The organism is Klebsiella sp. K5-204, from assembly GCF_030128585.1.
Taxonomy (GTDB): domain Bacteria; phylum Pseudomonadota; class Gammaproteobacteria; order Enterobacterales; family Enterobacteriaceae; genus Klebsiella; species Klebsiella quasipneumoniae.
On record NZ_JAKUZS010000002.1, the window covers coordinates 64,944 to 90,460 of the forward strand.

At 58.7% G+C, this 25,517-nt stretch carries 22 protein-coding genes, 5 tRNA genes and 2 pseudogenes; 16 read left to right on the forward strand and 13 right to left on the reverse strand.

Annotated elements, in window-relative coordinates; genetic code table 11:
* Window positions 1–19: 19 nt before the first annotated feature.
* Window positions 20–934: a LysR substrate-binding domain-containing protein gene (locus MKR05_RS05730; RefSeq protein WP_049013775.1), complete on the reverse strand. Its 915-nt coding sequence runs from the start codon at window positions 932–934 to the stop codon at window positions 20–22.
* Window positions 935–1,065: 131 nt separating this feature from the next.
* Between MKR05_RS05730 and MKR05_RS05735 the strand changes: the two genes are divergently transcribed.
* From MKR05_RS05735 to MKR05_RS05745, 3 genes are all read left to right on the forward strand, one after another.
* Entirely contained in the window at window positions 1,066–1,641 is a 576-nt protein-coding gene (locus MKR05_RS05735) for a hypothetical protein (RefSeq protein WP_284118186.1), read from the forward strand.
* 192 nt (window positions 1,642–1,833) lie between these two features.
* A complete protein-coding gene (locus MKR05_RS05740; RefSeq protein WP_023290318.1) occupies window positions 1,834–2,670 on the forward strand; it encodes an alpha/beta fold hydrolase in 837 nt (278 codons plus the stop codon).
* 204 nt (window positions 2,671–2,874) lie between these two features.
* Complete coding sequence (locus MKR05_RS05745; RefSeq protein ID WP_023290317.1) at window positions 2,875–3,846, forward strand: sensor domain-containing diguanylate cyclase; 972 nt, start codon at window positions 2,875–2,877, stop codon at window positions 3,844–3,846.
* Here MKR05_RS05745 and MKR05_RS05750 read toward each other — a convergent pair.
* Complete coding sequence (locus MKR05_RS05750; RefSeq protein ID WP_023290316.1) at window positions 3,843–4,946, reverse strand: AarF/UbiB family protein; 1,104 nt, start codon at window positions 4,944–4,946, stop codon at window positions 3,843–3,845. The two genes, MKR05_RS05745 and MKR05_RS05750, sit on opposite strands and share 4 nt — an antisense overlap.
* Window positions 4,947–5,199: 253 nt before the next feature.
* Window positions 5,200–5,275: transfer RNA gene (locus MKR05_RS05755), tRNA-Asn, on the reverse strand.
* A 5-nt stretch (window positions 5,276–5,280) separates the two neighbouring features.
* Here MKR05_RS05755 and MKR05_RS27030 point away from each other — a divergent pair.
* From MKR05_RS27030 to MKR05_RS05765, 3 genes and pseudogenes are all read left to right on the forward strand, one after another.
* Window positions 5,281–5,379: pseudogene (locus tag MKR05_RS27030) on the forward strand (DUF5951 family protein); the annotation flags it as partial.
* An 89-nt stretch (window positions 5,380–5,468) separates the two neighbouring features.
* Entirely contained in the window at window positions 5,469–6,905 is a 1,437-nt protein-coding gene (locus tag MKR05_RS05760; RefSeq protein ID WP_032456343.1) for an EmmdR/YeeO family multidrug/toxin efflux MATE transporter, read from the forward strand.
* A gap of 126 nt (window positions 6,906–7,031) precedes the next feature.
* Window positions 7,032–7,107: transfer RNA gene (locus MKR05_RS05765), tRNA-Asn, on the forward strand.
* A gap of 168 nt (window positions 7,108–7,275) precedes the next feature.
* On the opposite strand, the gene MKR05_RS05770 is transcribed toward MKR05_RS05765, so the two are convergent.
* Window positions 7,276–8,730 carry an AMP nucleosidase gene (locus tag MKR05_RS05770; protein WP_023290306.1) on the reverse strand — a complete coding sequence of 485 codons (1,455 nt, stop codon included), beginning with the start codon at window positions 8,728–8,730 and terminating at the stop codon, window positions 7,276–7,278.
* Between the two features lie 129 nt (window positions 8,731–8,859).
* Window positions 8,860–9,105 carry a signal transduction protein PmrD gene (gene pmrD, locus MKR05_RS05775; protein ID WP_023290305.1) on the reverse strand — a complete coding sequence of 82 codons (246 nt, stop codon included), beginning with the start codon at window positions 9,103–9,105 and terminating at the stop codon, window positions 8,860–8,862.
* A gap of 272 nt (window positions 9,106–9,377) precedes the next feature.
* Here pmrD and MKR05_RS05780 point away from each other — a divergent pair, with 272 nt between their 5' ends.
* Window positions 9,378–11,000, forward strand: a complete 1,623-nt coding sequence (locus tag MKR05_RS05780; RefSeq protein WP_238874765.1) for a carboxylesterase — start codon at window positions 9,378–9,380, stop codon at window positions 10,998–11,000.
* On the opposite strand, the gene MKR05_RS05785 is transcribed toward MKR05_RS05780, so the two are convergent.
* From MKR05_RS05785 to MKR05_RS05795, 3 genes and pseudogenes are all read right to left on the reverse strand, one after another.
* Window positions 10,911–11,843 carry a nucleoside recognition domain-containing protein gene (locus MKR05_RS05785; protein WP_023290303.1) on the reverse strand — a complete coding sequence of 311 codons (933 nt, stop codon included), beginning with the start codon at window positions 11,841–11,843 and terminating at the stop codon, window positions 10,911–10,913. The two genes, MKR05_RS05780 and MKR05_RS05785, sit on opposite strands and share 90 nt — an antisense overlap.
* Before the next feature lie 118 nt (window positions 11,844–11,961).
* Window positions 11,962–12,876, reverse strand: a complete 915-nt coding sequence (locus MKR05_RS05790; RefSeq protein ID WP_074442563.1) for an MDR family oxidoreductase — start codon at window positions 12,874–12,876, stop codon at window positions 11,962–11,964.
* Window positions 12,815–13,640 (reverse strand): annotated as a pseudogene (locus MKR05_RS05795) (TetR/AcrR family transcriptional regulator). The gene MKR05_RS05790 and the pseudogene MKR05_RS05795 overlap by 62 nt, the downstream one beginning before the upstream one ends.
* A 217-nt stretch (window positions 13,641–13,857) precedes the next feature.
* Here MKR05_RS05795 and MKR05_RS05800 point away from each other — a divergent pair.
* Both MKR05_RS05800 and MKR05_RS05805 read left to right on the forward strand, forming a co-directional pair.
* Entirely contained in the window at window positions 13,858–13,980 is a 123-nt protein-coding gene (locus MKR05_RS05800) for a hypothetical protein (protein ID WP_255299197.1), read from the forward strand.
* A 139-nt stretch (window positions 13,981–14,119) separates the two neighbouring features.
* The gene (locus MKR05_RS05805) at window positions 14,120–15,754 is read left to right on the forward strand and encodes a Na+/H+ antiporter (protein ID WP_023290300.1); all 1,635 of its coding nucleotides are present in this window, start codon (window positions 14,120–14,122) and stop codon (window positions 15,752–15,754) included.
* 94 nt (window positions 15,755–15,848) lie between these two features.
* On the opposite strand, the gene MKR05_RS05810 is transcribed toward MKR05_RS05805, so the two are convergent.
* Window positions 15,849–15,924: transfer RNA gene (locus tag MKR05_RS05810), tRNA-Asn, on the reverse strand.
* Between the two features lie 330 nt (window positions 15,925–16,254).
* On the opposite strand from MKR05_RS05810, the gene nac reads away from it, so the two are divergent.
* The 3 genes from nac to ldtA all read left to right on the forward strand — a co-directional run bounded on the left by nac (window position 16,255) and on the right by ldtA (window position 19,249).
* Complete coding sequence (gene nac / locus MKR05_RS05815) at window positions 16,255–17,172, forward strand: nitrogen assimilation transcriptional regulator NAC (protein WP_004203498.1); 918 nt, start codon at window positions 16,255–16,257, stop codon at window positions 17,170–17,172.
* Between the two features lie 106 nt (window positions 17,173–17,278).
* Window positions 17,279–18,229 (forward strand): HTH-type transcriptional regulator Cbl, encoded by a 951-nt coding sequence (gene cbl / locus MKR05_RS05820; protein WP_004180456.1) that lies wholly within the window; start codon window positions 17,279–17,281, stop codon window positions 18,227–18,229.
* Between the two features lie 78 nt (window positions 18,230–18,307).
* Window positions 18,308–19,249 carry a L,D-transpeptidase gene (gene ldtA, locus MKR05_RS05825; RefSeq protein WP_023290298.1) on the forward strand — a complete coding sequence of 314 codons (942 nt, stop codon included), beginning with the start codon at window positions 18,308–18,310 and terminating at the stop codon, window positions 19,247–19,249.
* Window positions 19,250–19,633: 384 nt separating this feature from the next.
* Here ldtA and MKR05_RS05830 read toward each other — a convergent pair whose 3' ends face one another.
* Window positions 19,634–20,554 carry a LysR family transcriptional regulator gene (locus MKR05_RS05830; RefSeq protein ID WP_112201418.1) on the reverse strand — a complete coding sequence of 307 codons (921 nt, stop codon included), beginning with the start codon at window positions 20,552–20,554 and terminating at the stop codon, window positions 19,634–19,636.
* 140 nt (window positions 20,555–20,694) lie between these two features.
* On the opposite strand from MKR05_RS05830, the gene MKR05_RS05835 reads away from it, so the two are divergent.
* Window positions 20,695–21,084 carry a RidA family protein gene (locus MKR05_RS05835; protein ID WP_101994561.1) on the forward strand — a complete coding sequence of 130 codons (390 nt, stop codon included), beginning with the start codon at window positions 20,695–20,697 and terminating at the stop codon, window positions 21,082–21,084.
* A 279-nt stretch (window positions 21,085–21,363) separates the two neighbouring features.
* On the opposite strand, the gene MKR05_RS05840 is transcribed toward MKR05_RS05835, so the two are convergent.
* Both MKR05_RS05840 and mtfA read right to left on the reverse strand, forming a co-directional pair.
* Window positions 21,364–21,439 (reverse strand) — tRNA-Asn (locus MKR05_RS05840).
* A 100-nt stretch (window positions 21,440–21,539) separates the two neighbouring features.
* On the reverse strand, window positions 21,540–22,340 hold the full coding sequence (mtfA, locus tag MKR05_RS05845; RefSeq protein WP_072096628.1) for a DgsA anti-repressor MtfA: 801 nt from the start codon (window positions 22,338–22,340) through the stop codon (window positions 21,540–21,542).
* 90 nt (window positions 22,341–22,430) lie between these two features.
* On the opposite strand from mtfA, the gene MKR05_RS05850 reads away from it, so the two are divergent.
* Window positions 22,431–22,520 (forward strand) — tRNA-Ser (locus MKR05_RS05850).
* Window positions 22,521–22,795: 275 nt separating this feature from the next.
* Here MKR05_RS05850 and ompC read toward each other — a convergent pair.
* Window positions 22,796–23,932, reverse strand: coding sequence for a porin OmpC (ompC, locus tag MKR05_RS05855; protein ID WP_064157391.1), 1,137 nt, complete (start codon window positions 23,930–23,932; stop codon window positions 22,796–22,798).
* A gap of 542 nt (window positions 23,933–24,474) precedes the next feature.
* On the opposite strand from ompC, the gene drpB reads away from it, so the two are divergent.
* A complete protein-coding gene (gene drpB, locus MKR05_RS05860; RefSeq protein ID WP_023290293.1) occupies window positions 24,475–24,756 on the forward strand; it encodes a cell division protein DrpB in 282 nt (93 codons plus the stop codon).
* A 42-nt stretch (window positions 24,757–24,798) separates the two neighbouring features.
* Window positions 24,799–25,509 carry a phosphohydrolase gene (locus MKR05_RS05865; RefSeq protein ID WP_023290292.1) on the forward strand — a complete coding sequence of 237 codons (711 nt, stop codon included), beginning with the start codon at window positions 24,799–24,801 and terminating at the stop codon, window positions 25,507–25,509.
* The last annotated feature ends 8 nt before the right edge of the window (window positions 25,510–25,517 follow it).

Below are 25,517 nucleotides of genomic sequence, written 5' to 3' on the forward strand. Positions count from 1 at the left end.
TCCCGCTGCCGGCTGGCCGCTATCCCGCTGCCGGCTGGCCGCTGTCGCCCAGGGCCATCTGACCCACCAGCCACTCCCGCAGCGCGATAATATCCGCCCGCTGCGCTGCCGCTTCGGTGGTGACCAGATAGTAGCTGGCGCCCGGCAATGCGCCGCTGAATGGCGCGGATAATACCCCGCGCTGCAGCAGATCCCGCGCCAGCAGTTCGCTGGCGATCACCGCCCCCTGGCCGGCCACCGCCGCCTGCAGGGCATGGGTTTCATCGCTAAAGGTTAACCCCGCGTCAATATTCAGCGTCGGCGGTCCATAGCGGCGACGCCAGTTCTCCCAGCTCGGCGAATCGGCCGGTACGTGCCGGTTGGCGACGTGAAACAGCGTCACCTGCGCCAGATCGTCAGGCCGGCTGAGGGCCAGCGTCGGGCTGGCGACCACGATAAAGCGATCCTTATGCAGCAGGGTACAGCACAGATCCGGCTCGGGCGTTTCGCGATAGCGAATCGCGGCGTCCACCGTGCCCAGATGCAGATCCACCCGTTCGACGCTGGTGTGCAGACGCAGGTCGATAGCCGGAAAGCGGGCGGTGAAGTCCGCCAGTCGTGGCACCAGCCAGTGGGTGAGAAAATTGGAGGTGGTGGTGACGGTTAAGGATGGCGGCTGGCGGGCCTGGGCTATCTGGACGACGGCCTGCTCCAGGGCGCTGAAGGCGCGCTGGGTGGCGGCGTAGAGGATCTCGCCATCGGCGGTCAGGCTGACGCCCTGCGCGCTGCGTTCGCAGACCCGGCACTCCAGGACCGATTCCAGCAGTTTAATCTGATGGCTGACCGCCGTCGCGCTGACGCCGAGCGCCCCGGCGGCCAGTTTAAAACTACGCTGGCGGGCGACGGCGTGAAAGGCGCGCAGGGCGCCCAGCGGCGGCAGGCGGGGGGTTCTCATGGCTGATTTTTTCTCATCTATGGCTGAAAACTATGCGTTTGTGTGTCCCTGTATAGTGGCGATAGGCTACGGGCATGTAAAGACGATGACATGAGTTATTTTCATGCCGTTTAAAGTGTCAGGAGCTGAATATGCACGTTTTACACCACCATGCCGCCGCGAACGCGGGGGGAACCATCGACCCGCGCGGCCGCGCCATCGCCCTCAGCGTGGTCTTCGCCGCCGGGGCCTTGCTGTTTATCATGGCCCCCGTTATCGGGGCGAGCGGCACGCTGGGTCTGCTGGCGCTCCTGATCGCGGCCTTCGGCGCCGGATGGGGATTCGCGCGCGCGCAGCCCTGGCTCTATCGGGCGCCCCTGACGGCGACGCGCTGGGCCTTCCTGGTGTCGGCGGCCGGCTGGCTGCTGGCGCTGGTGGCCTGGTATGGCGGCCAGGCCTGGCCGTCGCTGCTCCCCGGCGTGATGTTCGGCAGCGCGGGGGCGGCTGTCGCCTGGCGCGTTGCCGCGGGACGGGCGGCCCTGTCGGGTCGCCGCGTCAGCGGCGCCACGGCGCTGAGCGTGGCTGTCGCTATCGCGGCGACGCTGCTGACCTGGCACACCGCCGGGGCAGGACGCGGCGGCGTGAACTTTGCCTTCGCCGTGCTGCTGGACTGGGCGCTGCTCGGCGCGCTGATTGTGCGCATCCGCCAGCAGGAGAGTGCGGCGTAGTAGCCGCCGCTTGCCGGGTTCAGGCGAGCCGATCAAGCGAAACGGGATAAGTCGTCCGGCGGGGTGATAAATTTCTTCTACACTGTTACTGGCATCACATTCCTGCGCGGCTGGCATCTCAGCCGGCCGCCGTCGGCATTCAGTCCAGGCACGGGCCTGCAGGCTGGTTATCCTGAAAGAGGAGTCTGTAACATGGCATTTGTCACCACCCAAGACGGCGTCAATATTTACTTCAAAGACTGGGGTCCAAAGGAAGCTCAGCCGATTGTTTTTCATCACGGCTGGCCGTTAAGCGCCGACGACTGGGATAACCAGATGTTGTTTTTCCTTGCCGAAGGCTTTCGGGTCATCGCCATCGACCGCCGGGGCCATGGCCGCTCCGATCAGGTCAGCGAGGGGCATGATATGGACCATTATGCGGCAGACGTCTCGGCGGTAGTGGAGCATCTGGATCTGCACAATGCGGTCCACGTCGGGCACTCCACCGGCGGCGGCCAGGTCGCCCGCTACGTGGCCCGCTACGGCCAGCCGCAGGGGCGGGTGGCGAAGGCGGTGCTCATCAGCGCCGTTCCGCCGCTGATGGTCAAAACCGAACAGAATCCTGGCGGCACGCCGATCGAGGTGTTTGACGGTTTCCGCAAAGCGCTGGCGGCTAACCGCGCCCAGTTCTATCTCGACGTCGCCTCTGGCCCGTTCTATGGCTTTAATCGTGACGGAGCGGAGGTGTCGCAGGGGACGATCCAGAACTGGTGGCGACAGGGGATGATCGGCAGCGCCAAAGCCCATTATGAAGGTATTAAGGCGTTTTCAGAAACGGATCAGACCGAAGATCTTAAGTCGATTACGCTGCCGGTGCTGGTCATGCAGGGCGATGACGATCAGGTGGTTCCCTATAAAAATGCCGCTATCCTGCAGGACCAGCTGCTGCCCAACAGCCAGCTGATCGTTTACCCTGGCTTCCCGCACGGGATGCACACTTCCCACGCCGATACCATCAACGCCGATCTGCTGGCGTTTATCCGCGCCTGATCTTCCCTTTCGCCGTGCGGAATGCCGCAATGGCCTTCCGCCAGCGCCCCGGCCGCCCGTCGCCGGGGCGCGCCGGTTGACGAGCAGGGGAAATCTGCTTAACTCATGGAATACCTGACGACTATTTTTCCCCTGGCAGGATAAAACGCCGGGTTTCCCGCGGGAAGCCCGGTGGAATTCTGCGCAAGAGACAAGAGAGAGACAATGAAATTAGCCGGACTTCATCCCGACGAGCAGCGTCGCCTGCAATCGCTTCGCTCTTCCGGGCTGTTGAATAGCGGAAAAGAAGAACGCTTTGATCGCCTGACCAGGCTTGCCCGTTCGCTGTATAACCTGCCGGTGGCGTCCATCAGCCTGGTAGGGGAAGATCTGCTGCATATCAAATCCTGTGCCGGTCTGGATGTGGACACGGTGCCGAGAGATATTTCATTTTGCGCCCATACCATTTTGCAAACCGACCCGCTTATCGTTAACGACATGCAGCAGGACGAGCGTTTTCACGACAACCCGCTGGTGATCCAGGCGCCGTTTATCCGCTTTTACGCCGGGTACCCGGTGCAGCTGCCGGATGGCGCGACGGTGGGGTCTTTTTGCCTGATGGACCATCAGCCGCGTTCGTTTTCCGCGCATGAAATGCAGATCTTAAGCGATCTGGCGGCGATCGTGGAGGATGAGTTCAAGGTGCTGGATGCGGCAACCTCTGATGAGCTGACGGGACTGTTTAACCGCCGGGGATTCCTCACCCTGGCCGAGTATGCCCTGCTGACGGCCCAGCGCCGTCATGAGCCGGTCAGCCTGGCGTTTGTCGACCTCGATCGCTTTAAGCACATCAACGATACCTGGGGGCATGAAGAGGGCGATCGCGCGCTGATCGCCATCGCCGATTTGATGAAAGCCGCCTTCCGTGAATCCGATATCCTCGCCAGGCAGGGGGGCGATGAGTTTATTATTCTGTTCGCCAATACCAGCCGCCACGATGCCGCGGCGGCGATGGAGACGCTCAGCCACAACGTGGCGCGTTTCAACCAGCAGGCGGCTCACCCCTGGCAGTTGGCGTTCTCCTGGGGCTGCGTGGAGTACGATCCCGCCAGCCACCCCAGTCTCAACGCGCTGGTGGCCACTGCCGACCGCCTGATGTATCAGGCGAAGCAGAAACAGGGGCGCGAGCGCCGTTAATCCTTTGCGGCGGCGGCATTCAGCAGGTACTCCTGCGCCTGCTGCCGCTTCTGCGCATAGTCACCGAGCAGCGCCTGCTGCGATTTCCCCGCGTTGTCATAAAACAGGCCGCCCTGATCGGCGATAAAGTCATAATGCTGTTCCAGCTGGCCTATCACCCAGTCGATACGTTGCAGGGTGAGCAAGGTGCAGGACTGGCCATGCAGGTCGTCTTCAATATCCAGCACGTGTGAGCGGAAGGCCTCCAGGGCAAATAACCGGCTCAGCGCGGCAGGGTCCGCCAGCGCCGTTTCCCAGCGCGCCGTTATCTGCTGAAAATGAGCCTGCACCTGCGGAGATGCCCGCCGGGCGCGAAGCCAGACCAGCTTGCGCCGGTAGCTTTCGACCGCCAGCCGCTTCATCTCGCGATACTGCGCCAGCTGCTGTTCGGCATCGGGCACCCGGGTCATCAGCCAGCTAAAAAAGAAGCGGGTCTCAAAGCGCTCGACAAAGTGAAACAGGGGATCGGCCAGACCGTTGCTGTTGAATTCTCTCAGCGGGTCGAAGGGATACATATAGCCAAAATCGAACAGCCACAGCTGCTCCTCCCGGTCCACCAGCAGGTTCCCGCTACAGAGATCCCACTCCATCAGCCCCTGCTCCTCACAGGCTTCCAGCGTGGTGAACAGCTGAGCGATCAGCGGCGGGGTGAGCTGGTGAATCGGCTCGCCATCGATCCAGGGGGAGAGGAGGATGCCGAGGCGATAATCGGCATACAGCGTCGGGACGATGTGGGTGAAGCGCGGCGCGGTATTTGGGTCATCCTTCAGCCGTTGCAACGCCTGCCGGCGCTGTACCTCGTTTAAAAACGACAGCTGGCCGTTAAGGTTGGCAACGCCGGCGACGGCGCGTCGTTTCTTTAAATTGTACTCCTTGCCGGCGATGCGCAGCCGGTAAACCTCGCCGGTCAGCCCCGAACCGTATACCTGCACCACATAGGGTGAATCCGCAGCCAGCGCGGCGAGGGTCTCCGGCGGCAGTGGACAGTGATTGACGTCGCCGACGATAAGAGGTTCTCCGCTGCGATCGAACGCCTGCTGCTGCTGTTGTCTGAGGTTCATGGCGCCTCCTTTAAAGACATGGGACAGAGTGATTTATCCACGCTATCTCACCCGCAAGCGTCAGCAAAATCATCCTACCGCCGGGCGCTTTTTCAGGCTGAGCGGTGGCGCGTTCATGGAGGATACCTGGGGCGTAGGGCGGCGGCCCTGACGCCGTTGTCAATGAGGTGTTTGCCAGGCTGGGTGCGATTCAGAGTTAACGACAGAGACGCAAGAAAGCAAAAAGCCTGCTCGAAAGCAGGCTTTTTAAATTTGGCTCCTCTGACTGGACTCGAACCAGTGACATACGGATTAACAGTCCGCCGTTCTACCGACTGAACTACAGAGGAATCGTGTGGAGTCGTATCTTAGCGGCGAAAAATCTTTTGTCAAACATCAATTCGCCCGTTCAGGTGCAACTGCCGCTTCCATCAACAATTTGTTGTCATTTCCGACAATGATTACGGAAAAATACTTTGCAGGATATCCATTTCTCGATCATCATTTGAAATGTTGTTTCAACATCTCTCACTAAGGTCTCTCTTGAACGTCACCTCCGCCGTACGCCAGGCCGTCGAACGGACATCCTGGTTTAAAAAACGTCAGCGTTATCGTGTGCTGTACTGGCGCGAAATCAGCCCTCTCGCTGTGCCCATTCTGCTGGAAAATGCCTGTGTGCTGTTGATGGGGGTGTTGAGCACCTTCCTTGTCAGCTGGCTGGGCAAAGAGGCCATGGCCGGGGTGGGCCTGGCCGATAGCTTTAACATGGTGATCATGTCGTTTTTTGCCGCTATCGATCTGGGTACCACAGTGGTGGTGGCCTTTAGCCTCGGCAAGCGAGATCGGCGGCGGGCGAGAGCGGCCGCACGCCAGTCGCTGGCCATTATGACCCTGTTTTCCATTGTGCTGGCGGGAGTGATCCACGCTTTTGGTCAGGAGATTATTAATTTTGTCGCCGGCGATGCCACCCCGCAGGTGAAGGACCTGGCGCTGACCTATCTCGAGTTGACGGTGCTGAGCTATCCGGCGGCGGCGATTGCGCTAATCGGCAGCGGGGCACTGCGCGGCGCCGGGACCACCAAAATCCCGCTGTTGATCAACGGCGGGATGAACATCCTCAATATCCTAATCAGCAGCGTGCTCATCTATGGCCTCTTCTCCTGGCCGGGGCTGGGCTTTGTCGGCGCCGGTCTCGGGCTGACCATTGCCCGCTATATTGGCGCCATCGCCACTATCTGGGTGCTGATGGTGGGCCTCAATCCCGCGCTGCGGCTGTCGCTGAAGGGCTACTTCAAACCCTTTAACTTCGCCATTATCTGGGAGGTGATGGGGATCGGCATCCCGGCCAGTATCGAATCGGTTCTGTTCAATGGCGGTAAGCTGCTGACCCAGATGTTTGTCGCCGGGATGGGCACCAACGTTATCGCCGGCAATTTCATTGCTTTTTCGGTGGCCTCGCTGATTAACCTGCCGGGCAACGCCCTCGGCTCCGCCTCGACGATCATTACCGGCAAGCGGCTGGGGAAAGGGCAGATTGGCCAGGCGGAATTCCAGGCCTGGCATGTGTTCTGGCTGTCGACCATTATTCTGACGCTGATTGCCTGGGGCAGCGCCCCGTTCGCGGGCTTTATCGCCTCGTTCTATACCCATGAAGAAGACGTAAAAGAGGTGGTGAAGCAGCTGCTGTGGCTCAACGCCCTGTTTATGCCGATCTGGTCGCTGTCGTGGACTTTACCCTGCGCCTTCAAAGGCGCCCGTGACGTACGTTATACCATGTGGGTGTCGATGCTCGGCATGTGGGGCTGCCGGGTGGTGGCGGGCTATACGCTGGGTATCGTGCTGGGGATGGGCGTGATCGGCGTATGGTTAGGGATGGTGCTCGACTGGGCAGTGCGCGGCGCGCTGTTTTACTTCCGCATGGTGAGCGGCCGCTGGCTGTGGAAGTACCCGCGGGTGAAGGCCTCAACGCCGGAAACCTGATCCGTTTGCCGGATAAACGCCATTTTTTGCGCAAAGTGAGGAATAATTCGGCAAACGATTCATTTTATTAAAAACAGGCTTTACAGCGTCCGGCGTCATCGTTAATATGCGCCCCGTTCACACGATTCCTCTGTAGTTCAGTCGGTAGAACGGCGGACTGTTAATCCGTATGTCACTGGTTCGAGTCCAGTCAGAGGAGCCAAATTTAAAAAAGCCTGCTTTCGAGCAGGCTTTTTGCTTTTCTGTCTGTCCGTTTCCTTGCGGACTCATAATCCGCAGCCACCGCCGGGACGTTTGTTTCGCTCACCCGGGCACTGACGCTCCCCTGCGGGGAACGCCAGCGTTTTCCTCTCTCTTCCCCCGTCGCCGGTTAGCGGAACGGCGGTTCGTTGAAGGTGCGTAGCTTACGCGAGTGCATATGATCCCCCTCGGCGCGCAGCAGGTCGATGGCCCGAATGCCGATCTGCAGATGCTCAGAGATGGCCCCCTCATAGAAGCGGTTGGCCTGACCGGGGAGCTTGATCTCACCGTGCAGCGGCTTGTCCGAGACGCAGAGCAGCGTGCCGTAGGGGACGCGGAAGCGATAACCCTGGGCGGCGATGGTCGCGCTCTCCATATCGATAGCCACCGCGCGGCTGAGATTAAAGCGCAGCGCGGAAGCGGAATAGCGCAGCTCCCAGTTACGGTCGTCGGTGGTGACCACCGTCCCGGTACGCAGCCGCTGCTTCACTTCCTCGCCCGGCATCCCGCTCACCTGCTTGGTGGCGTCGTACAGGGCGCGCTGCACTTCGGCAATGCTGGGGATGGGAATATCCGGCGGCAGCACCGCATCCAGTACATGGTCGTCGCGCAGATAGGCGTGGGCCAGCACATAGTCGCCGATGGCCTGGCTTTCACGCAGGCCGCCGCAGTGGCCGATCATCAGCCAGACATCCGGGCGCAGCACCGCCAGGTGGTCGCAGATGGTTTTGGCGTTGGCCGGGCCGACGCCAATGTTAATCAGGGTGATCCCTTTGCCGTCGTGGGTGATCAGATGCCAGGCTGGCATCTGGTGCTTCTTCCACGCCAGATCGGAAATGGCCTGCTCCGGCGCTTCGGTTTCGGCGGTGATCCAGATCCCGCCGGCGCAGGAGAGGGCGATATAGGGGCTGTCAGGATCGAGGATCTGGCTGCAGCCCCAGCTGACAAACTCATCCACGTAGCGGGTATAGTTGGTGAACAGCACGTAGGGCTGGAAGTGTTCCGCCGGGGTGCCGGTATAGTGCCGCAGACGCGCCAGCGAAAAATCGACGCGCCGGGCGTCAAAGTGCGACAGCGGATAGAACTCGGTAGGATGGAACAGGCCGTCCGCGGTCTCATCGCCAATCTGCGACAGCTCGGTGGTGGGGAAATAGCGCGTCAGACCAGCGCTCATCGAACGGTCAAGGGTCAGGGTGGAACCGTCTATCACGTAAGGGTAGGGGATTTCATGCTGCGACAGCTCGACGCTAATATGGGCGCCATAGTCCTGATAGAGCAGGGTCAGCTGTTCGAGTAAATAGTGGCGGAACAGTTTCGGGTTGGTGATAGTGGTGGTATAGCACCCGGCATGGGTGAAACGTCCCCAGGCGCGCGTTTTAAGGGCTTTATGATCGGCGCCGTCCCAGGAGACCGACAGCTGCGGATAGACAAAAAGGCCTTCCGCGCGGGCTTCGGTATCAGGGAGCGTATGATGGTCAATATAGTCGCCGATGGCTTTGCGCAACGCCGTGACCGAGGCTTCATAACGCGCTTCCAGCTCGGCAAGCGCTTGTTCCGGGGTCAGACTGGCGGCCTTGTTATTCATGATTCGCTCCTTGTTTCAGGTCTGCTGACATTCCCGATAGTATGTCACAGCGGGAAAAGGGCGAAGGGGAATTTATCTGTCAGTTGCGAAGATACTCAGATCAATACCGGCACAGGGGCCGGACTCGATTTATTTACCGGCGTTTGCCCAGCGCGCGCTGCTATAATGGCTGGCGTTGCGGATCTTCAATGTCTGCGCCGGATTATTATTCAGACAATAGCGCGCATCGGCCAGCGGTGTGAGTTTATCCCCTTCCCGCAGGCGGAGGCGACAGGCTTCAATCTCAGCGATCATCTCCAGTGCGCCGCTCTGGAGCACGACGCGGCAGGGGCTGGACGGAGAATTATCCTGGACTTTTTTTACCCACCACTCCATCTGTTTTTTTCCTCTCCTGGTGACACATCCGCCGATAATTCATGTTTCTTAAAAATCTGACAATAAGATTATCCCGCTGGTTTATGCAGTGTTTAAAAACAGGCGACCAAACGTTGATCTCAGCGGTAGGTTTTTTTTCGCCGGCAAGGAATGATCTGCCGGGTTTAATTTGCCGGAAGCGATGACTATGCTGAAAAGCAGACCGTGAGAAGCGCCTGTCAGGAATAGGGCAGAACGCGTTCGGCTACGCGATAAATATCAGAGAGAGCGTTATGAAGCATCTATTACGACACTGGCGAACGTCGGGCGCCGTTATCGGCTCACTGCTGAAAAAAGGGAGCATTGCGGTGCTGGCGCTGCTGGTGGTGTTTCTCGCCGGACGGATCTATGAGTCGCAGCGCGGCCCGGCGCTGCATCGCTGGCATACCTGGCGCGGCAATGAGATGGCGGCCAAAGAGATCGACCAGGCGACCTTTGCCCAATATCTGGCGCGGGAGAAGACCATTTTCGCCGATCTCCAGCGCGAGGTGACGGATGCTTTACCGGAGGAAGATAAAACCCCAGTCAACCGCTTTTATCGCCACAGCCGGGTCTGGCCGGGACAGTTTACGCAGGACTGGAACCGTTCTTTTATACTGTTGCCGCAGGGCAAGCCGCGCGGCAGCGTGGTGCTGCTCCATGGCCTGACCGATTCGCCCTACAGCGTGCGCTATCTGGCGCAACTCTGGCGGCAGCGGGGCTATGTGGCGGTGGCGCCGCGTTTGCCGGGCCACGGCACCGCGCCGGGGGCGTTAACCGCCGTTGACTGGGAGACCTGGCTGGCGGCAACGCGTCTGGCGGTGCGGGAAGCGACGCGTCTGGCCGGGGCGGACGTGCCGCTGCATCTGGTCGGCTACTCTAACGGCGGCGCGCTGGCGCTGAAGTATGCCCTCGATAGCCTGGAGGACAGCCACTTGCGCCAGCCGCAGCAGATTATCCTGCTGTCGCCGATGATCGGCGTGACGGCGTTTGCCCGTTTTGCCGGTCTCGCCGGGCTGCCATCCATCTTCCCGGCGTTTGCCCGCGCGGCCTGGCTGAACGTGGCGCCTGAGTTTAATCCGTTCAAGTACAACTCGTTTCCGGTAAAAGCGGCGAGACAGTCCTGGCTGTTGAGCCAGGCGCTGCAGCAGCAGATTATTCGCGCGTCCCGTCAGGGGGCGCTGAAAGCGCTGCCGCCGGTCCTCACCTTTCAGTCGGTAATGGATTCCACCGTCAGCACCCGGGCGGTGGTGGAGTCCCTGTATCGCTACCTGCCGGACAACGGCAGCGAGCTGGTGGTGTTCGACATAAATCAGGCGGCGGATCTCCGGGGCCTGTTCCGTCCCGCGCTCTATGCGGCGGTGAATACACTGTTGCCGCCAGCGCCGCGGGCCTATACCACGACGGTGGTGACCAACGCGACGGCGCACACCCTGCAGACCATCGCCCGTACGACGCTGGCGCAGGAGCGGGAAGAGCATCGTTATCCTTTACACCTTGCCTGGCCGGCGGATATGTACTCCCTGTCGCATGTGGCAGTGCCGTTTCCCCTGAGCGACTCGCTGTATGGTCGCGAGCCGGACGAGAAGAACCGCTACGGCATTAGCCTGGGCACCATTTCACTGCGCGGAGAGACCGGGACGCTGAGCGTGGGGCTGGAGACGTTAATGCGCGTCACCTCCAATCCTTTCTTTCCGTGGATGCTGGCCCGCGTCGATGAGCATATCGCCTGCGGCGAGCAGGCGGCGGTGGTGGCCTGCCTGAAGGCGCAGGCCAGCGCGGAGGCGTTAAAAGAGGATCAGGTGCAGGACGGTGCGCAGCAGAATGCCGACGATCGCCGCGGGAGCCACGAAGCGAAACAGGCGGACAAACCGTGAGCTGATGCCGAGGAAAATACCGATTCCGGGCAGATCGAAGGTTTGGATCAGCAGGCCTGCCGAGGTGTTGACCTGGCTGACGGTGACTTTGCCCTGCTGGATCAGCTCGGAAATGACGCCAAAATAAGCGGTGCCCCCGGCGACGCACTTCACCAGCGCCGGCAGGACAAAGTTCTGCGGAATATGCAGCCAGCCGAGCACCGGTTTCAGCAGCTGCTGCAGCAGGTCGATGACGCCAGCGCCCTGCAGCAGTCCGACGATGGTTAACGACAGGATCAGCATCGGCACCGCGCCGAGCGCCAGGCGGATGGCGTCGGAGCCGGCGCTATTGATCACCGCCAGAATGCCCTGACTGTTCTGCTCGGCGTTGGGCAGCGCTTCCGCGCGAGGGTTCTCGGCGACCGATAGGCGCCGTCCGGTGACGTGCCAGGCGACCGCCGCCGCGCACAGGCCGCCGACCACTGAGATAACGATCGAGGCCAGCCAGTGCAGGCCGAAAGGGGTGAGGGGATAAAAGACGTTGCCTTGCCCCATGGCGAAGACCATGGCCAGGGTGGCGGCCATTTGCCGGTCAGAAACGCCGCGTTTGTCCATAATCGACAGCGTGGCCAGCGGGGCGGCGAAGCTGACAAAGTTAATCTGGATCAGGGCGAAGGCGCTCATCCCGGTTAAGCCGAAGGGCTTCAGCAATGGCGCAACCCAGCGCACAATCACATCGAGGATGCCGCGGACCTCCAGATATTTCATGATAATCAGCATGATCACCATGATCGGCAACAGCGTATACAGCGCGACGTCAACGGACGATTTGCCCGCCGCCATAATGATGCTTATGACATCCATTTACGTTCTTTACCACTCGCAAAGCCATTCGTTCGCGTCATCATAATCCCGTGGGGAAGGAAATGATATGTCAGGATCGCCCCGGGGACCGGCGCCGTGGGGCGCCGGGAGGAGAGGATTACTGGCCGATATTGACCAGCGTGCGGCCATGAATATTGTTGCTGAGGAAATCTGCGGCATACGCTGGCGCCTGCTCCAGCGTGATTTCGGTGGCTGCCTGTTGATAGTAGCTTTCCGGCAGCAGCTGGGCCAGACGCTGCCACACCGCGTCGCGTTCTGCGGTGGGCACCATCACCGAATCCACCCCCTGCAGACGCACATTGCGCAGAATAAACGGCATCACGGTGGTTGGCAGATCGAAGCCCCCGGCCAGACCGCAGGCGGCGACGCAGCCGCGATAGTGCGTTTGCGCCAGCACTTTGGCCAGCATCGTGCCGCCAACGGTATCCACCGCGCCCGCCCACAGCTGTTTCTCCAGCGGGCGGGTCTCTGCAAAGTCGCTGCGCGGCAGGATGGCGTCGGCCCCGAGCTGGCGAAGGTAGTCGTGCGTCGACTCGCGGCCCGATACGGCCGTCACCCGGTAGCCGAGCGCTTTCAGCAGGACCACGGCGGTGCTGCCGACCCCGCCGCTGGCGCCGGTGACCAGGATATCACCGCTTTCCGGGGTGATGCCCGCGCTGACGAGGGCATCGACGCACAGCATCGCGGTGAAGCCGGCGGTGCCGATGATCATCGCCTGGCGCGCGCTGAGCGCCTCCGGCAGGGCTACCAGCCAGTCGCCTTTGACACAGGCCTCGGTGGCCAGACCGCCCCAGTGGTTTTCGCCCACGCCCCAGCCGGTGAGGATCACGTCCTGGCCGGGAACAAAGCGCGGATCGCGGCTTTCACTTACCCGGCCGGCAAAATCAATCCCCGGCACCATCGGGAACTGGCGGATGATTTTGCCTTTGCCGGTGATCGCCAGGGCATCTTTATAGTTGAGACTCGACCAGTCGATGGCGACCCGCACGTCGCCTTCGGTAAGGGCGGGCAGGTCAATCGCTTTGACGGTGGCCACGGTGCGGTTGTCAATCTGGTCCAGAACTAATGCTTTCATGACTGAGTATTCCTCGTCTGAAGGGAGTTATCGGCGCTATCGCCGTCCTGTGCAGGTGTTATTGTCATCATAGTGTGCGCAAAGAAATCCCAGTACTGGTTAAGGGGAGCGGCGGACTGGACCAGCCTGGCGCGCATCACCGCGCCTTCCCAGCCGATCCAGAACACCTGGGCCAGCGTCTCCGGTGAGGTGTCGCTGGCGATCGTCCCGGCAGCCCGCGCCTCGTGCAGGCAGCGGGCCACGCGCGCCTCCCATGCCGCCAGGATGGTCTGCAACCGCTGGGGAAATGCCTCGGGCAACAGGGGAGCTTCCTGCAGCAGGTTGCCTACCAGGCAGCCGCGACGAAACTGGTATTTCTCCATTCCCTGACCGGCATCACGCACGAAGGCCGCCATCCGTTCCAGCGGCGGCACGGCGTCGTCCAGCAGGAATTTATCTAATTTATGCGCAAAGTAGTCGCCATAGGCGGCAAGCACGGCGAGGCCAAAGGCCTCCTTGCTTTTGAAACAGTGGTAAAACGACCCCTTCGGCACGGCGATGTTCTTGATCACCGCATCAATACCCGCTGCGAGATAGCCCGTTTCGGTCAGCACCTCCAGGCCCGAGCGGATCAGCGCCTGTCGCGTGTCGACAAACTGGCGATCGGCCTTTGGCGGTCGGCCGCGGCGGGGCTTCTGGTTGGCGGAGGTAGCGGGATTCATCATTTAGACCGTATGGTTTAATTGTTTGTCAGGGTACCCCCAATCCCGGTGGGGGGCAAGCCATGTATGGCAGAGAAGGGCGGGATTTCGAGGCAGTCGGCTTATGAAGGCGACGCGGATTATCATCAATTATTAATGCGTGGTTCTCCGCGCGGCTGCTGCAAAGAATATCAATCCGCTGACCATATATCTCTCTGGTCGCCACGGAATGATAAGGATGAATGGTAGCGATTATATTGCCGGGCTGGCGATGATTGGCAGACCCTGGCGGATTGACAACTCCGGCATGATAAAACACATTGTCCCCTCTGAAGGGGCGCCGGTTGCCAGCTCAGTTTAAATAAAAACGCCGCAAGACAGGAAAGCCTGTCCTTTATTATCGGCGTCTGGATAAATAACCCGCCGCCGAAACCACACCTGCGAAAAAGGAATAACAGCCTGATGTACAGAATGAATATTGCCGTCAAAGGAGGGGATGAATGTCGCTAATCGCTATTGTGCTGGTCTTTATGATGGCCATCGTGGTGACGGTGTTCATTTCCCATCTTCTGCCCGTTAAAGTGCCGCTGCCGCTGATCCAGATCGCTGCGGGCGCCGCGCTGGCCGCCGGTGGTTTTCAGGTCGATTTCGATCCGCACATCTTTTTGCTGTTGTTTATCCCGCCGCTGCTTTTCCTTGATGGCTGGCGGATCCCGAAAGACGCGTTTTTCCGCGATATGAAGCCGATTCTGTCGCTGGCGATAGGCCTGGTGATGGTCACTATCCTCGGCATTGGCCTGTTTATTCACTGGCTTATTCCGGCGATCACCGTGGCGGCGGGGTTTGCCCTGGCGGCGATTCTGTCACCCACCGATCCGGTGGCGGTATCGGCAATGACCGCCAGCTCGCCGCTGCCTTCCCGGATGGCGCATATCCTCGAAGGGGAATCGCTGTTAAACGATGCTTCGGGCCTCGTCGCTTTTAATTTCGCCATCGCCGCGGTGCTGACCGGCAGCTTCTCCCCGGGAGAGGCGGTGATGAAGTTTTTCCTGATGGCGTTCGGGGGCATCCTCAGTGGGCTCGTGGTGGTGTGGGTCACCGGCAAATGTAATAACTTTCTGGTGCGGCGCACCCGCGAGGAGCCGGCCATCCAGATCCTGATCAGCCTGCTTATCCCCTTCGCCGCCTACCTGCTGGCCGAGGCGTTCCATGTCTCCGGCATTCTTGCCGCCGTCGCCGCCGGCATTGCGATGCACTATGAACAGCTGTCGGGGCCCCGGCTACCCGCGACGCGCATGAAAAGCAGCGCGGTGTGGTCCATGCTGCAGACTACCCTCAACGGGATGATCTTCCTGATGCTGGGCGAGCAGTTGCCCCGCATGCTCAGGACGTTGCCGGCGGTAGCCAGCCAGGCCGGCGTCCCTTCGCCCTGGTATCTGCTGCTGTACGCCGTGGCCATCACCCTCGCGCTCGGTCTGATGCGTTTCGCCTGGGTATGGCTGTCGATGACGCTGACCATTTTTCGCCGCAAACGCCGGGGCAAAGCCATCACCGTCCGTCCGCGATTCAGCATCCTCGCCGTCATGGCGCTGGCTGGGGTCAAAGGCTCCGTGACGCTCGCCGGTATTCTGACGCTGCCGGCGGTGCTGGCGGATGGTTCACCATTCCCGGGCCGCGAACTGCTGATCTTTCTCTCAATGGCGGTGATCCTGATGTCGCTGGTGGTGGCGGCTATCGGCCTGCCGTTCATGACCCGCTATCTTGCCGATGATTTACCCCATGACACCGGCAAAGACGATATTGGCGCCGTCATGACCGAAGTGGCTATCAACCGGCTGAATGCGCTACTCGACGAGCCGGTGGAAGATCCGACTGAGCAGGCTCTGCGGGCTGATGCCGGCAATATGCTGCTGGAAACCTACCAGCGACGACTGCACTATAACGACAATGACGAAGGGCAGGACGTCGGGCTGGAGCTGGCTAAGCGCGCCAGGCTGGAGAAATATATGCAAAGAGAGGTCATTATCGCCCAGCGTCAGGAGCTGTTCCGGCTGCGTCGCGCCCACAACATTAGCGATATCACCTTTTATGAGGTGCTGCGAGAGATAGACCTGAAGGAAGAGAGCTTGCGCTAGGGGCGCCATCGCCGGAGGGGGGATCCTTCGCCTTCCGGCAGCGCAGCTGGCGCGGAAAAGCAAAAAGCCTGCTCGAAAGCAGGCTTTTTAAATTTGGCTCCTCTGACTGGACTCGAACCAGTGACATACGGATTAACAGTCCGCCGTTCTACCGACTGAACTACAGAGGAATCGTGTGAACGGGGCGCATATTAACGATGCCACCCGGCCTTGTCAAAGCCTGATTCAAAGAATTGCGTTCGACTGCTGACAATTTCAGCAACCCCCGCGCATGCGCTGTTTTTTTCACCAGATTGCACCGTTGTAGTGCGAATGTACCCCTTATGGGGCATACCACAATCTGCTTACCGGGCAAATAAAAACCGGATTGCTATCACTATCCCTTATAACACCGCCTGTGGCGGGCAACGGCAGCGGAAATGAAAAGCTGGCAAGCAAATTGCAAAACCAGTTTCATCATACTTCCAGCGTCGACGCTGGCGTTCCTTACAGGAGGCAAAATGAACTTAAGACGACTGAAATATTTTGTGAAAATCGTCGATATCGGCAGTCTGACCCAGGCCGCTGAAGTCTTGCACATCGCCCAACCGGCCCTCAGCCAGCAGGTCGCGACCCTGGAAGGTGAAATGGACCAGCAGCTGCTGATACGCACCAAGCGAGGGGTCACGCCAACGGAAGCCGGTAAAATCCTTTATACCCATGCGCGGACCATCCTGCGCCAGTGTGAGCAGGCGCAGCTGGCGGTCAATAACGTCGGCCAGACGCTGCGTGGCCAGGTCTCGATCGGCCTGGCGCCGGGCACAGCGGCCTCCGCCATTACCATGCCGTTGCTGCAGACGGTGCGTAATGAACTGCCCGAGGTGATGGTCTATCTGCAGGAAAGCAGCGGCACTGCGCTGAATGACAAGCTGCTGGCGGGCCAGCTGGATATGGCGGTGCTGTATGAGCGTTCGCCGGTGGCCGGCATCGTCAGCCAGCCGCTGCTGAAAGAAGACCTCTACCTGGTCGGCACCCGCGACTGCCCGGGGCAGAGCGTGGACCTCACGGCGGTGGCGGAGATGAACCTGTTCCTGCCGCGAGATTACAGCGCGGTACGGGCGCGGGTCACCGAGGCGTTCACCCTGCGTCGTCTGTCGGCGAAAATTATCGGCGAGATCGAATCCATTACCACCCTGACCGCGGCCATCGCCAGCGGCATGGGGGCGACGGTCCTGCCGGAATCCGCTGCCCGCTCCCTGTGCGGCGCGGCGAACGGCTGGATGGCGCGGATTAGCACGCCGTCAATGAGCCTGTCGCTGTCGCTGAACATGTCGGCGCGCGGCGGTTTGTCGCCGCAGGCGCAGGCGGTGAAGGAGATCCTGCTGTCTCTGGTGAGCCGTCCGTCGCTGGAGAACCGCGAACTGCAGCTGGTTAGTTAAGCTATATTCTCTTAAGGAATAAGTTGCTGGTTTTTATTATTTGTTACCCGGGACAACAGACTTTAACAATAGCAGATACGTTAAGTCCATTGGCCCGGAGGAAAGGGTGAACTTCCAGCAACTGAAAATTATCCGTGAGGCGGCCCGTCAGGATTACAACCTGACGGAAGTCGCGAATATGCTCTATACCTCGCAGTCAGGCGTCAGCCGCCATATCCGGGAACTGGAAGAGGAGCTGGGGATTGAGATCTTTATCCGTCGCGGCAAACGCCTGTTAGGCATGACCGAGCCGGGTAAAGCGCTGTTATCCATTGCTGAGCGGATCCTCAATGAAGCCAGCAACGTCCGGCGGCTGGCGGATCTCTTTACTAACGATGCCTCCGGCGTCTTAACCATCGCCACCACCCATACCCAGGCGCGCTACAGCCTGCCGCCGGTGATTAAAGCTTTCCGCGAGCTGTTCTCCGACGTTCGCGTCGAGCTGGTGCAGGGCACCCCGCAGGAAATCGAAGCGCTGCTGCATAACGGCGGGGCGGATATCGGCATCGCCAGCGAGCGTCTGAGCAACGACCCGACGCTGGCGGCTTTCCCCTGGTTCCGCTGGCATCACAGCCTGCTGGTACCCAAAGACCATCCCCTGACCCAGGTGTCTCCTCTGACGCTGGAGGCGATTGCCCGCTGGCCGTTAATCACCTATCGCCAGGGGATCACCGGCCGTTCGCGGATCGATGAGGCCTTCAACCGCAAAGGGCTGATGCCGGATATTGTGCTGAGCGCCCAGGATTCCGATGTGATCAAGACCTACGTCGAGCTGGGGCTGGGCGTCGGGCTGGTTGCCGAGCAGTCCGGGGATGCCCGCGAAGCGGACACCTTTACGCGGCTCGATACCCGCCATCTGTTTGATGCCAATACCGTATGGCTGGGACTGAAGCGGGGTCAGCTGCAGCGTAATTACGTCTGGCGCTTTATCGAATTGTGCAATGCCGGACTGTCGCTGGATGAGATCAAGCGCCAGGCGATGGAGCCGGAAGAGGCCGCTATCGACTATCAGATTTAAGGAAATGCTCGCCAGCGGATCGGGGAGAGGAAATGCCGCTATAATTCACACACGAGAGTCGCGACTGAGGAAGGGAAAATGACGATGCGGCGTGTGACATTACTCTGTTCGGCGCTGATGCTGTTCGCCAGCCACAGCGCGCTGGCCGTCAGCTATCCGCTGCCGCCGGAGGGGAGCCGTCTGGTGGGCAGCGCTTTTACCATTGCCGTGCCGGAGAACAACACTCAACCACTGGAAAGCTTTGCCGCCCAGTACGGCCAGGGGTTGAGCAATATGCTGGAGGCTAACCCCGGCGTCGATGTCTATTTGCCGCACTCCGGTTCGACGCTGACCATTCCGCAGCAGCTGATCCTGCCTGACACCGTGCGTGAGGGGATCGTTATTAACGTCGCCGAGATGCGCCTCTATTATTACCCGCCGCTGGGCAATAGCGTGGAAGTCCTGCCAATCGGCATTGGCCAGGCGGGACGCGAAACGCCGCGTAACTGGGTGACGGCGGTAGAGCGCAAGCAGGAAGGGCCCACCTGGGTACCGACCGCCAATACCCGCCGTGAATATGCGAAAGAGGGCAAAACCCTGCCGGCGATGGTACCGCCCGGCCCCGATAATCCGATGGGGCTGTATGCGATCTATATCGGCAGGCTGTACGCCATCCACGGCACCAATGCCAACTTTGGCATCGGGCTGCGCGTCAGCCAGGGATGCATCCGCCTGCGCAATGACGACATTAAATTCCTGTTTGATAACGTGCCGGTGGGGACGCGCGTCCAGCTGATCGATCAGCCGGTGAAGTACACCGTGGAACCGGATGGCAGCCACTGGCTGGAGGTGCACGAGCCGCTGTCGCGCAACCGGGCGGAATTTGAATCCGACAGAAAAGTCCCCTTGCCGATGACCTCGGCGCTGCGCGAATTTACTCAGGGGCCGGGAGTGAGTCCTTCGCAGGCCGAGCAAACCCTGCAGCGCCGCTCCGGAATGCCGGTGAATATCAGCGCCACAGCGGCGCAGGGGAGTTTGTAGGGGGTCGTTTAGCCTGATTAACGGCTATTGTAAGAAGGCTCTTTTGCTGTCGATTCATTCAACGTTGTTGGGGATAAGGATCGGGAAACCGATCCTTAACTTATCAACAGTGGCGGTGATGGCGTGTTAATGAGGGCGCCAGGAGAGGCTCAGGCGGAGATGATAAAGTCTGCAAATATATCTATGGACTTAATATTGTTACTGAGGATCTTTTTTTTGGCTGCCATTGTCCATGAAAGCGAAGATCCCCGTTATGATAGCCATTATCCAGAATATAAGACGGATGAGTTCTGCTGAATCCCTATTGTCAAAACACGCCTGACCACAGTCACTACTACTGACCCACATCGTCGTTGGTAAGCGAATCAGGGGGCTGGGATGTCGTTATTTATTGTTGGCAATCGGGACATGCTGCTGCATCACTTCAACGATCCAGTCAATAAAAACGCGCAGCTTGGCGTTGACATGGCGGTTCGGTGGAAACGCCAGGTACAGAGGCATTGGGCTAATCCGCCATTGTGTAAATAACGGAATCAAAGCGCCAACGGCCTGATGCGCTGCCGCCATATAGTTGGGCAGCGCAATCACGCCTAAGCCAGCTAACCCAGCTTCGAGGTAAGCATTGCCATCATCCACGGCAAGGACGTAGTTGCCCGTGATTTCAATACGTTCATTCTCACAGCGCAGTACCAAAGGATCAATCTTACTGGTGCGTGAGGACAAGAATCCCACTATGCAATGGTCAGTATTTTGCAGCTCTCGCGGGTGTGCGGGAGCGCCAAGGCGTTCCACATAACGGGGGGCGACGTAGACGCCGATTGGCAAATCGCCGACATGGCGTGCGATTAGGGACTGGTCGGTGATTTCGCCCCCGCGCAGGACGCAATCCACGTTGTCGCCGATCAGATCTACCTTCCGGTCGCTCACGCCCATGTCGAACTGAATATCAGGGTAGCGGGCGTGGAAAGCCGGTAGCGCCGGCACCAGGATGAGGCGGGCTAGCGGACTGGGCACATCCACCCGTAGCCGTCCCCTGGGCGTCATCGCCGCACTGGACAGGCTGTTTTCAGCATCCTCCATGTCCGCCAGCAGGCGGATGACGCGCTCGTAGTAGACCGCGCCATCGGGAGTCACTCCAAGCTTGCGGGTGGTGCGATGGAGCAATTTGACGCGCAGTCGCGCTTCCAGTTGCTGAATGAGTTGCGTCACCGTGGTTTTGCTCATATGAAGCGTTTGGGCAGCCTTCGTGAAGCTCCCTGCCTCCACCACCCGAGCAAAGGCGCGCATCGCATCGAAACGATCCATTTCTTATCCTGTCTTTCATCGATTGTTTGGATACTACAAACAATGAGGGACAAAGTCGCTTGTTTATCCGCCCGATCTGGCCGTTGTACAGTGTCTTTACATTCACCGGGCTGAATTCGCCCCAGCATAAAGGTACAAACATGACAGCACGCGAAGCCGTTTTTCCCCTCGGTCGGCAGGCGCTCTATGAGCGCAATCGTTATTCACCGGCCATCAAATCCAATGGTTTCTTGTTTGTTTCTGGGCAGGTGGGTAGCCACGAGGATGGTTCGCCTGAGCACGATCTGAAAGCACAGGTCAGGCTGGCGTTCAAAAATCTTAATGCTGTGCTCGCAGCGGCGGGCTGCACGTTTGGGGACGTGGTTGACGTTACCCTCTTTGTCGTCGATCCTGAGTCAAATCTCGACGCTATCTGGAGTATCCTGCCAGAATATTGGGGAGAAGCGCCTTACCCTACGCTGACCGGGATCGGCGTGACGTGGCTTTATGGATTTAAGTTCGAGATTAAGGTTATTGCCAGGCTACCCTAAGCGTTACGGGTCTTTCCGCCAGTTGGGCAGCCCGCGCTGTCTGTAGCGGTAACTGGCGAATCGGGATCGTCTGCTACCCAGCGCCAGACCCAGTGGATACCGTCGGATCGAAAGTCGGTAGCCATAAGGTTGGGAGCAGCGGCGCTGCTTTTCACCTGCGGGGATCGCATACGGAACGTTGGACGGTACCTACGGTACGATGCTGCTTATACCCGCTGGCGGGGGGCTCACGGAAAGCAAAAAGCCCGCTCAGGTTTCCCTGAGCGGGCTTTTTAAATTTGGCTCCTCTGACTGGACTCGAACCAGTGACATACGGATTAACAGTCCGCCGTTCTACCGACTGAACTACAGAGGAATCGTGTGAACGAGGCGCATACTACTGGCCCGGCATTTTTGTGTCAACACTAAAATTAACTTGCTGATTCAAATGGCTAAATTTAGCTCAACACGTTGTTTTAGTGAACAATGCGCCGCTCGTCTTCGTCCTGCAGGCCATTTTCACGTCTGCGCGCCAGCGGATCCTGGCGGTAAAAATGGCAAAAACGCTGCCACAGGGCCGGGAAGCGGGGCGCGAACAGTTCAGGCGCGCTGAAAAAATATTCCGAAAGGACGGCGAAGCACTCCGCAGGATCGGTGGCGGCATAGGCGTCAATGCTGGCGGCGCTTTCCCCTACCAGATCTATCTCATCCTGAATGTTGTTCATCGCCGCGTGGAGATCGTGCTCCCAGCCGGCGACTTCGCGCAGTGGGATCAGCGGCACCCCGCTGGCCCGATCGCCATTCCGCGCATCAAGCTTATGCGCCACCTCATGCACCACAAGGTTAAAGCCTGACGCATCAAAGGAGTCCTGAATATCCAGCCAGTTCAGCACTACGGGACCCTGCTGCCAGCTTTGCCCCGACTGCACCACCCGCTGGTTGTGGACCAGACCAATATCATCCTCCCATTCATCATCCACGACAAACGGGGCAGGGTAGATCAGCACTTCATGAAAACCGTCCAGCCACTCAATCCCCAGCTCAAGTACCGGCAGGCAAAAGAGCATAGCTATCCGCGCCTGGTGCAACGGAGTCAGCTCCAGCCCCTGAAGCGCCACCAGACGTTTTTGCTGTAAGAAACGGGCAGCCATCTGCGTCAGCTTGTGTTGCTCAGCGGGCGAAAGGTGGGCTAAAACCGGAATGGCAAGCGCTTGCTCCCAGGGCATCTCTGCGTTGCCGGACTCATCATCTGCTTTCCAGGGCCATTTAAACATCATATTGCTCGCAAAGTCGTCACTTGAACACGATTACCGAAACGGGAGCTATTAAAATGCCAAAGATCCTGGCATTATAGCAACCACAACAGCGGAGAGATGCCGGAGCGGCTGAACGGACCGGTCTCGAAAACCGGAGTAGGGGCAACTCTACCGGGGGTTCAAATCCCCCTCTCTCCGCCAACTATTCTTTCTCTGACCATTCCCCTTCAATAACACCGTTAGCTTCAGGTATAACGCCTGCGCTGGGGTATCGCCATCATCATCGTCCTGGTTTCAGCGTAAAGACGCGGTAGTGCGCCTTGTCCTTTTGTGGTCTTACCGCCGCAATTTGCCCGAACGAGCTTAAACGCATCATAAAGAGGGAAGGTACGCCTGGAAAGCGGCAATGTTGAAAAGAGTGATCTCAACGGAGCGGGAACAAGAAAAAGCCCGCTGAGCGCGGGCTTTGATGGGGATCAGAACTGGTAAACCAGACCGAGGGCCACGATATCATCGGTCGAGATACCGTTGTTGCGGTAGAAGCGGTCGTCTTCATCCAGCAGGTTGATTTTGTAATCCACATAGGTGGACATATTTTTATTGAAGTAGTAGGTCATGCCGATGTCGACATACTTGACCAGATCCTTGTCGCCATAGCGAGAATAGTTGTAAAGATCTTTCCCCTTCGATTGCAGATAGGCCACGGATGGACGCAGCGGTAAATTATACTCATCGAACTGGTACTGGGCGACGACTTCAAAGTTCTGCGTCTTGTTGGCAATAGCGCCGTTGCCGTAGAAGGTCATGTTGCGGGTTTCCGCATACATGGCGGCCAGATAGATGTTGTTGGCGTCATATTTTGCGCCGACGGTCCAGGCCTCGGCTTTATCACCGTTAGCGTAAATATGGCTGCTGCGTGCTGCCGCCAGCTGGTTATGGGTACGGTCGGAAGCCGAGTAGGCGGCCCCGAAGCTGATGCCCATATCGAGATCGTAGTAGCTGGAGATACCAAACCCGTCGCCATTTTCCCGCGCCAGTTTACGAGCGCCGCCGTTGTTTGTGCCTTCGCCAGAACCGGCGTTTTCATTATTCCCCTGATACTGCAGGGCGAAATGCAGGCCGTCGACGAGGCCGAAGAAATCGCTGTTACGGTAGGTGGCCACCCCGTTGGTGCGGCCGGTCATGTAAACGTCGGTCTGTGTGTAGGTATCGCCGCCGAATTCCGGCAGCATATCAGTCCAGGATTCGATGTCGTACACAACGCCGTAGTTACGGCCATAGTCCAGTGAGCCATAGTCAGCAAACTTCAGACCGGCGAAGGCCAGACGAGTCCATGAATTCGCGCCTTCCCCTTCGCTGGTGTTCGCCTTGACATTGTATTCCCACTGACCGTAGCCGGTTAACTCGGAAGCGATCTGCGTTTCGCCTTTGATGCCTAAGCGAGCATAGGTCTGGTCGCCGTCCTCGCTGGTGTCGTCAGAGAAGTAACGCAGGCCGTCGACCTTCCCATAAAGGTCCAGTTTGTTGGCGTTGTTGTTATAAATTTCTGCAGCATTAACGGCATTGACCATGAGTAATGCCGGTACCATGAGTGCCAGTACTTTTCTTTTCATTATATATTCCCTTTTAATAATAATTTCTGTGAATTATGACAATCCCTCCGGAATGCCTGTCAGATACTAACGACTAAGTTCATTTTTATTTAAAATAAAATATGTAAATAAATAATGTAAGATATTACAAAATATTTCTATGTGGTTCATTATATTAAATTTAAATGAATCTGTTTTAATGATTATTTTGTTGTATAGCAATAGGTTATGTTGCTGTGTTGCGATCGTGGTTAACTGAATGAAATTATTTGTATTAATTTACAGTGAGCTGGTCATTCAGCCTTTAAATATAATTTATTAGTCAATTCCGCCGGCGGAGGGATAATTTAAATACACGGCATGGCTGGGTGTCGTTAATGTTTAAGCCCGTGGGTAAAGAATAAAAAAAACCACCCCTGCGTATTTCCATTGGCAGAATAAGTGATAAGTGGGTGCAGAAGACAAGGATGAAACTGCTGCCTGTGGCGCAGCATGGCGGTATAATGTGATGAGTGTCACGTTTTTGAGTGGCGGTAGTATGATTTGTCACGGAGAGGAATGAGATGGAAGAGCAGGCAAAACGCAGCCCGGGCGGCAAACTCGCGCTATGGGCGTTGTATGCCTTTTGCGGATATTGTGTCTGGGTCATTGTGCGTTACTGGTGGGTGGTGGGAAAAATTCACAGCGTCCCCGGCGCCAGCGCAGAGGGCGACTTTGGCACCATGGCAGGGAAATGGCTTGGCGCCCTGTTGGGAATGCTGGTGCTCGCCGGCATTGGCGCGATCCTCGGCGCTGTCGTCTGGTATACACGGCCCTCCGGAAGCGGGCGGGATCATCGGTCGTAAAGTTGCTATGCTCGAGGCTGACCTACAGATAAAGGAACGCCTATGAACCTGGTTGACTGGCAGCAGCGATTTGAGCACTGGATACTGACGCACCACGCCCGGGAGGATGCGGCGCACGATCTGTCCCATTTTCGTCGCGTCTGGGCCACCGCCACCCGGCTGGCCGCCGGGGAGGAGGAGGTCGACGGGCTGGTGCTTCTCACGGCCTGCTATTTTCATGACATTGTCAGTCTGCCTAAAAATCATCCGGAGCGAAGCCGCTCCTCGATGATGGCTGCCGAGAAAACCCTGGCTATTTTGCAGTCGTCGTTTGCCGATTTTCCCGCAGACCGGTATGCGGCGGTCAGCCACGCTATTGAGGCGCACAGCTTCAGCGCGGCGATCCCGCCGCGCACGCTGGAGGCGAAAATCGTCCAGGACGCCGACCGTCTCGAGTCGCTGGGGGCGATAGGCCTGGCGCGGGTCTTCGCCGTCGCCGGCGCCCTGAATACCATTCTGTTTGATGCCGACGATCCTTTCGCCGACCGGCGAGCGCTGGATGACAGAAAATATGCCCTCGACCATTTCCAGTGCAAGCTCCTGCGCCTGCCGGAAACCATGCAGACCGCCGGGGGAAGGGCTATGGCGCAGCATAATGCGCGCTTCCTCGTCGAGTTTATGGCCAAGATCAGCGCGGAGCTGAAGGGGGAACCCCTGGCGCTGGATGAGGCGGTTTTACGCCGCTTTGCACCGCAGCCGTCAACCGACCAGTGATTTATGGT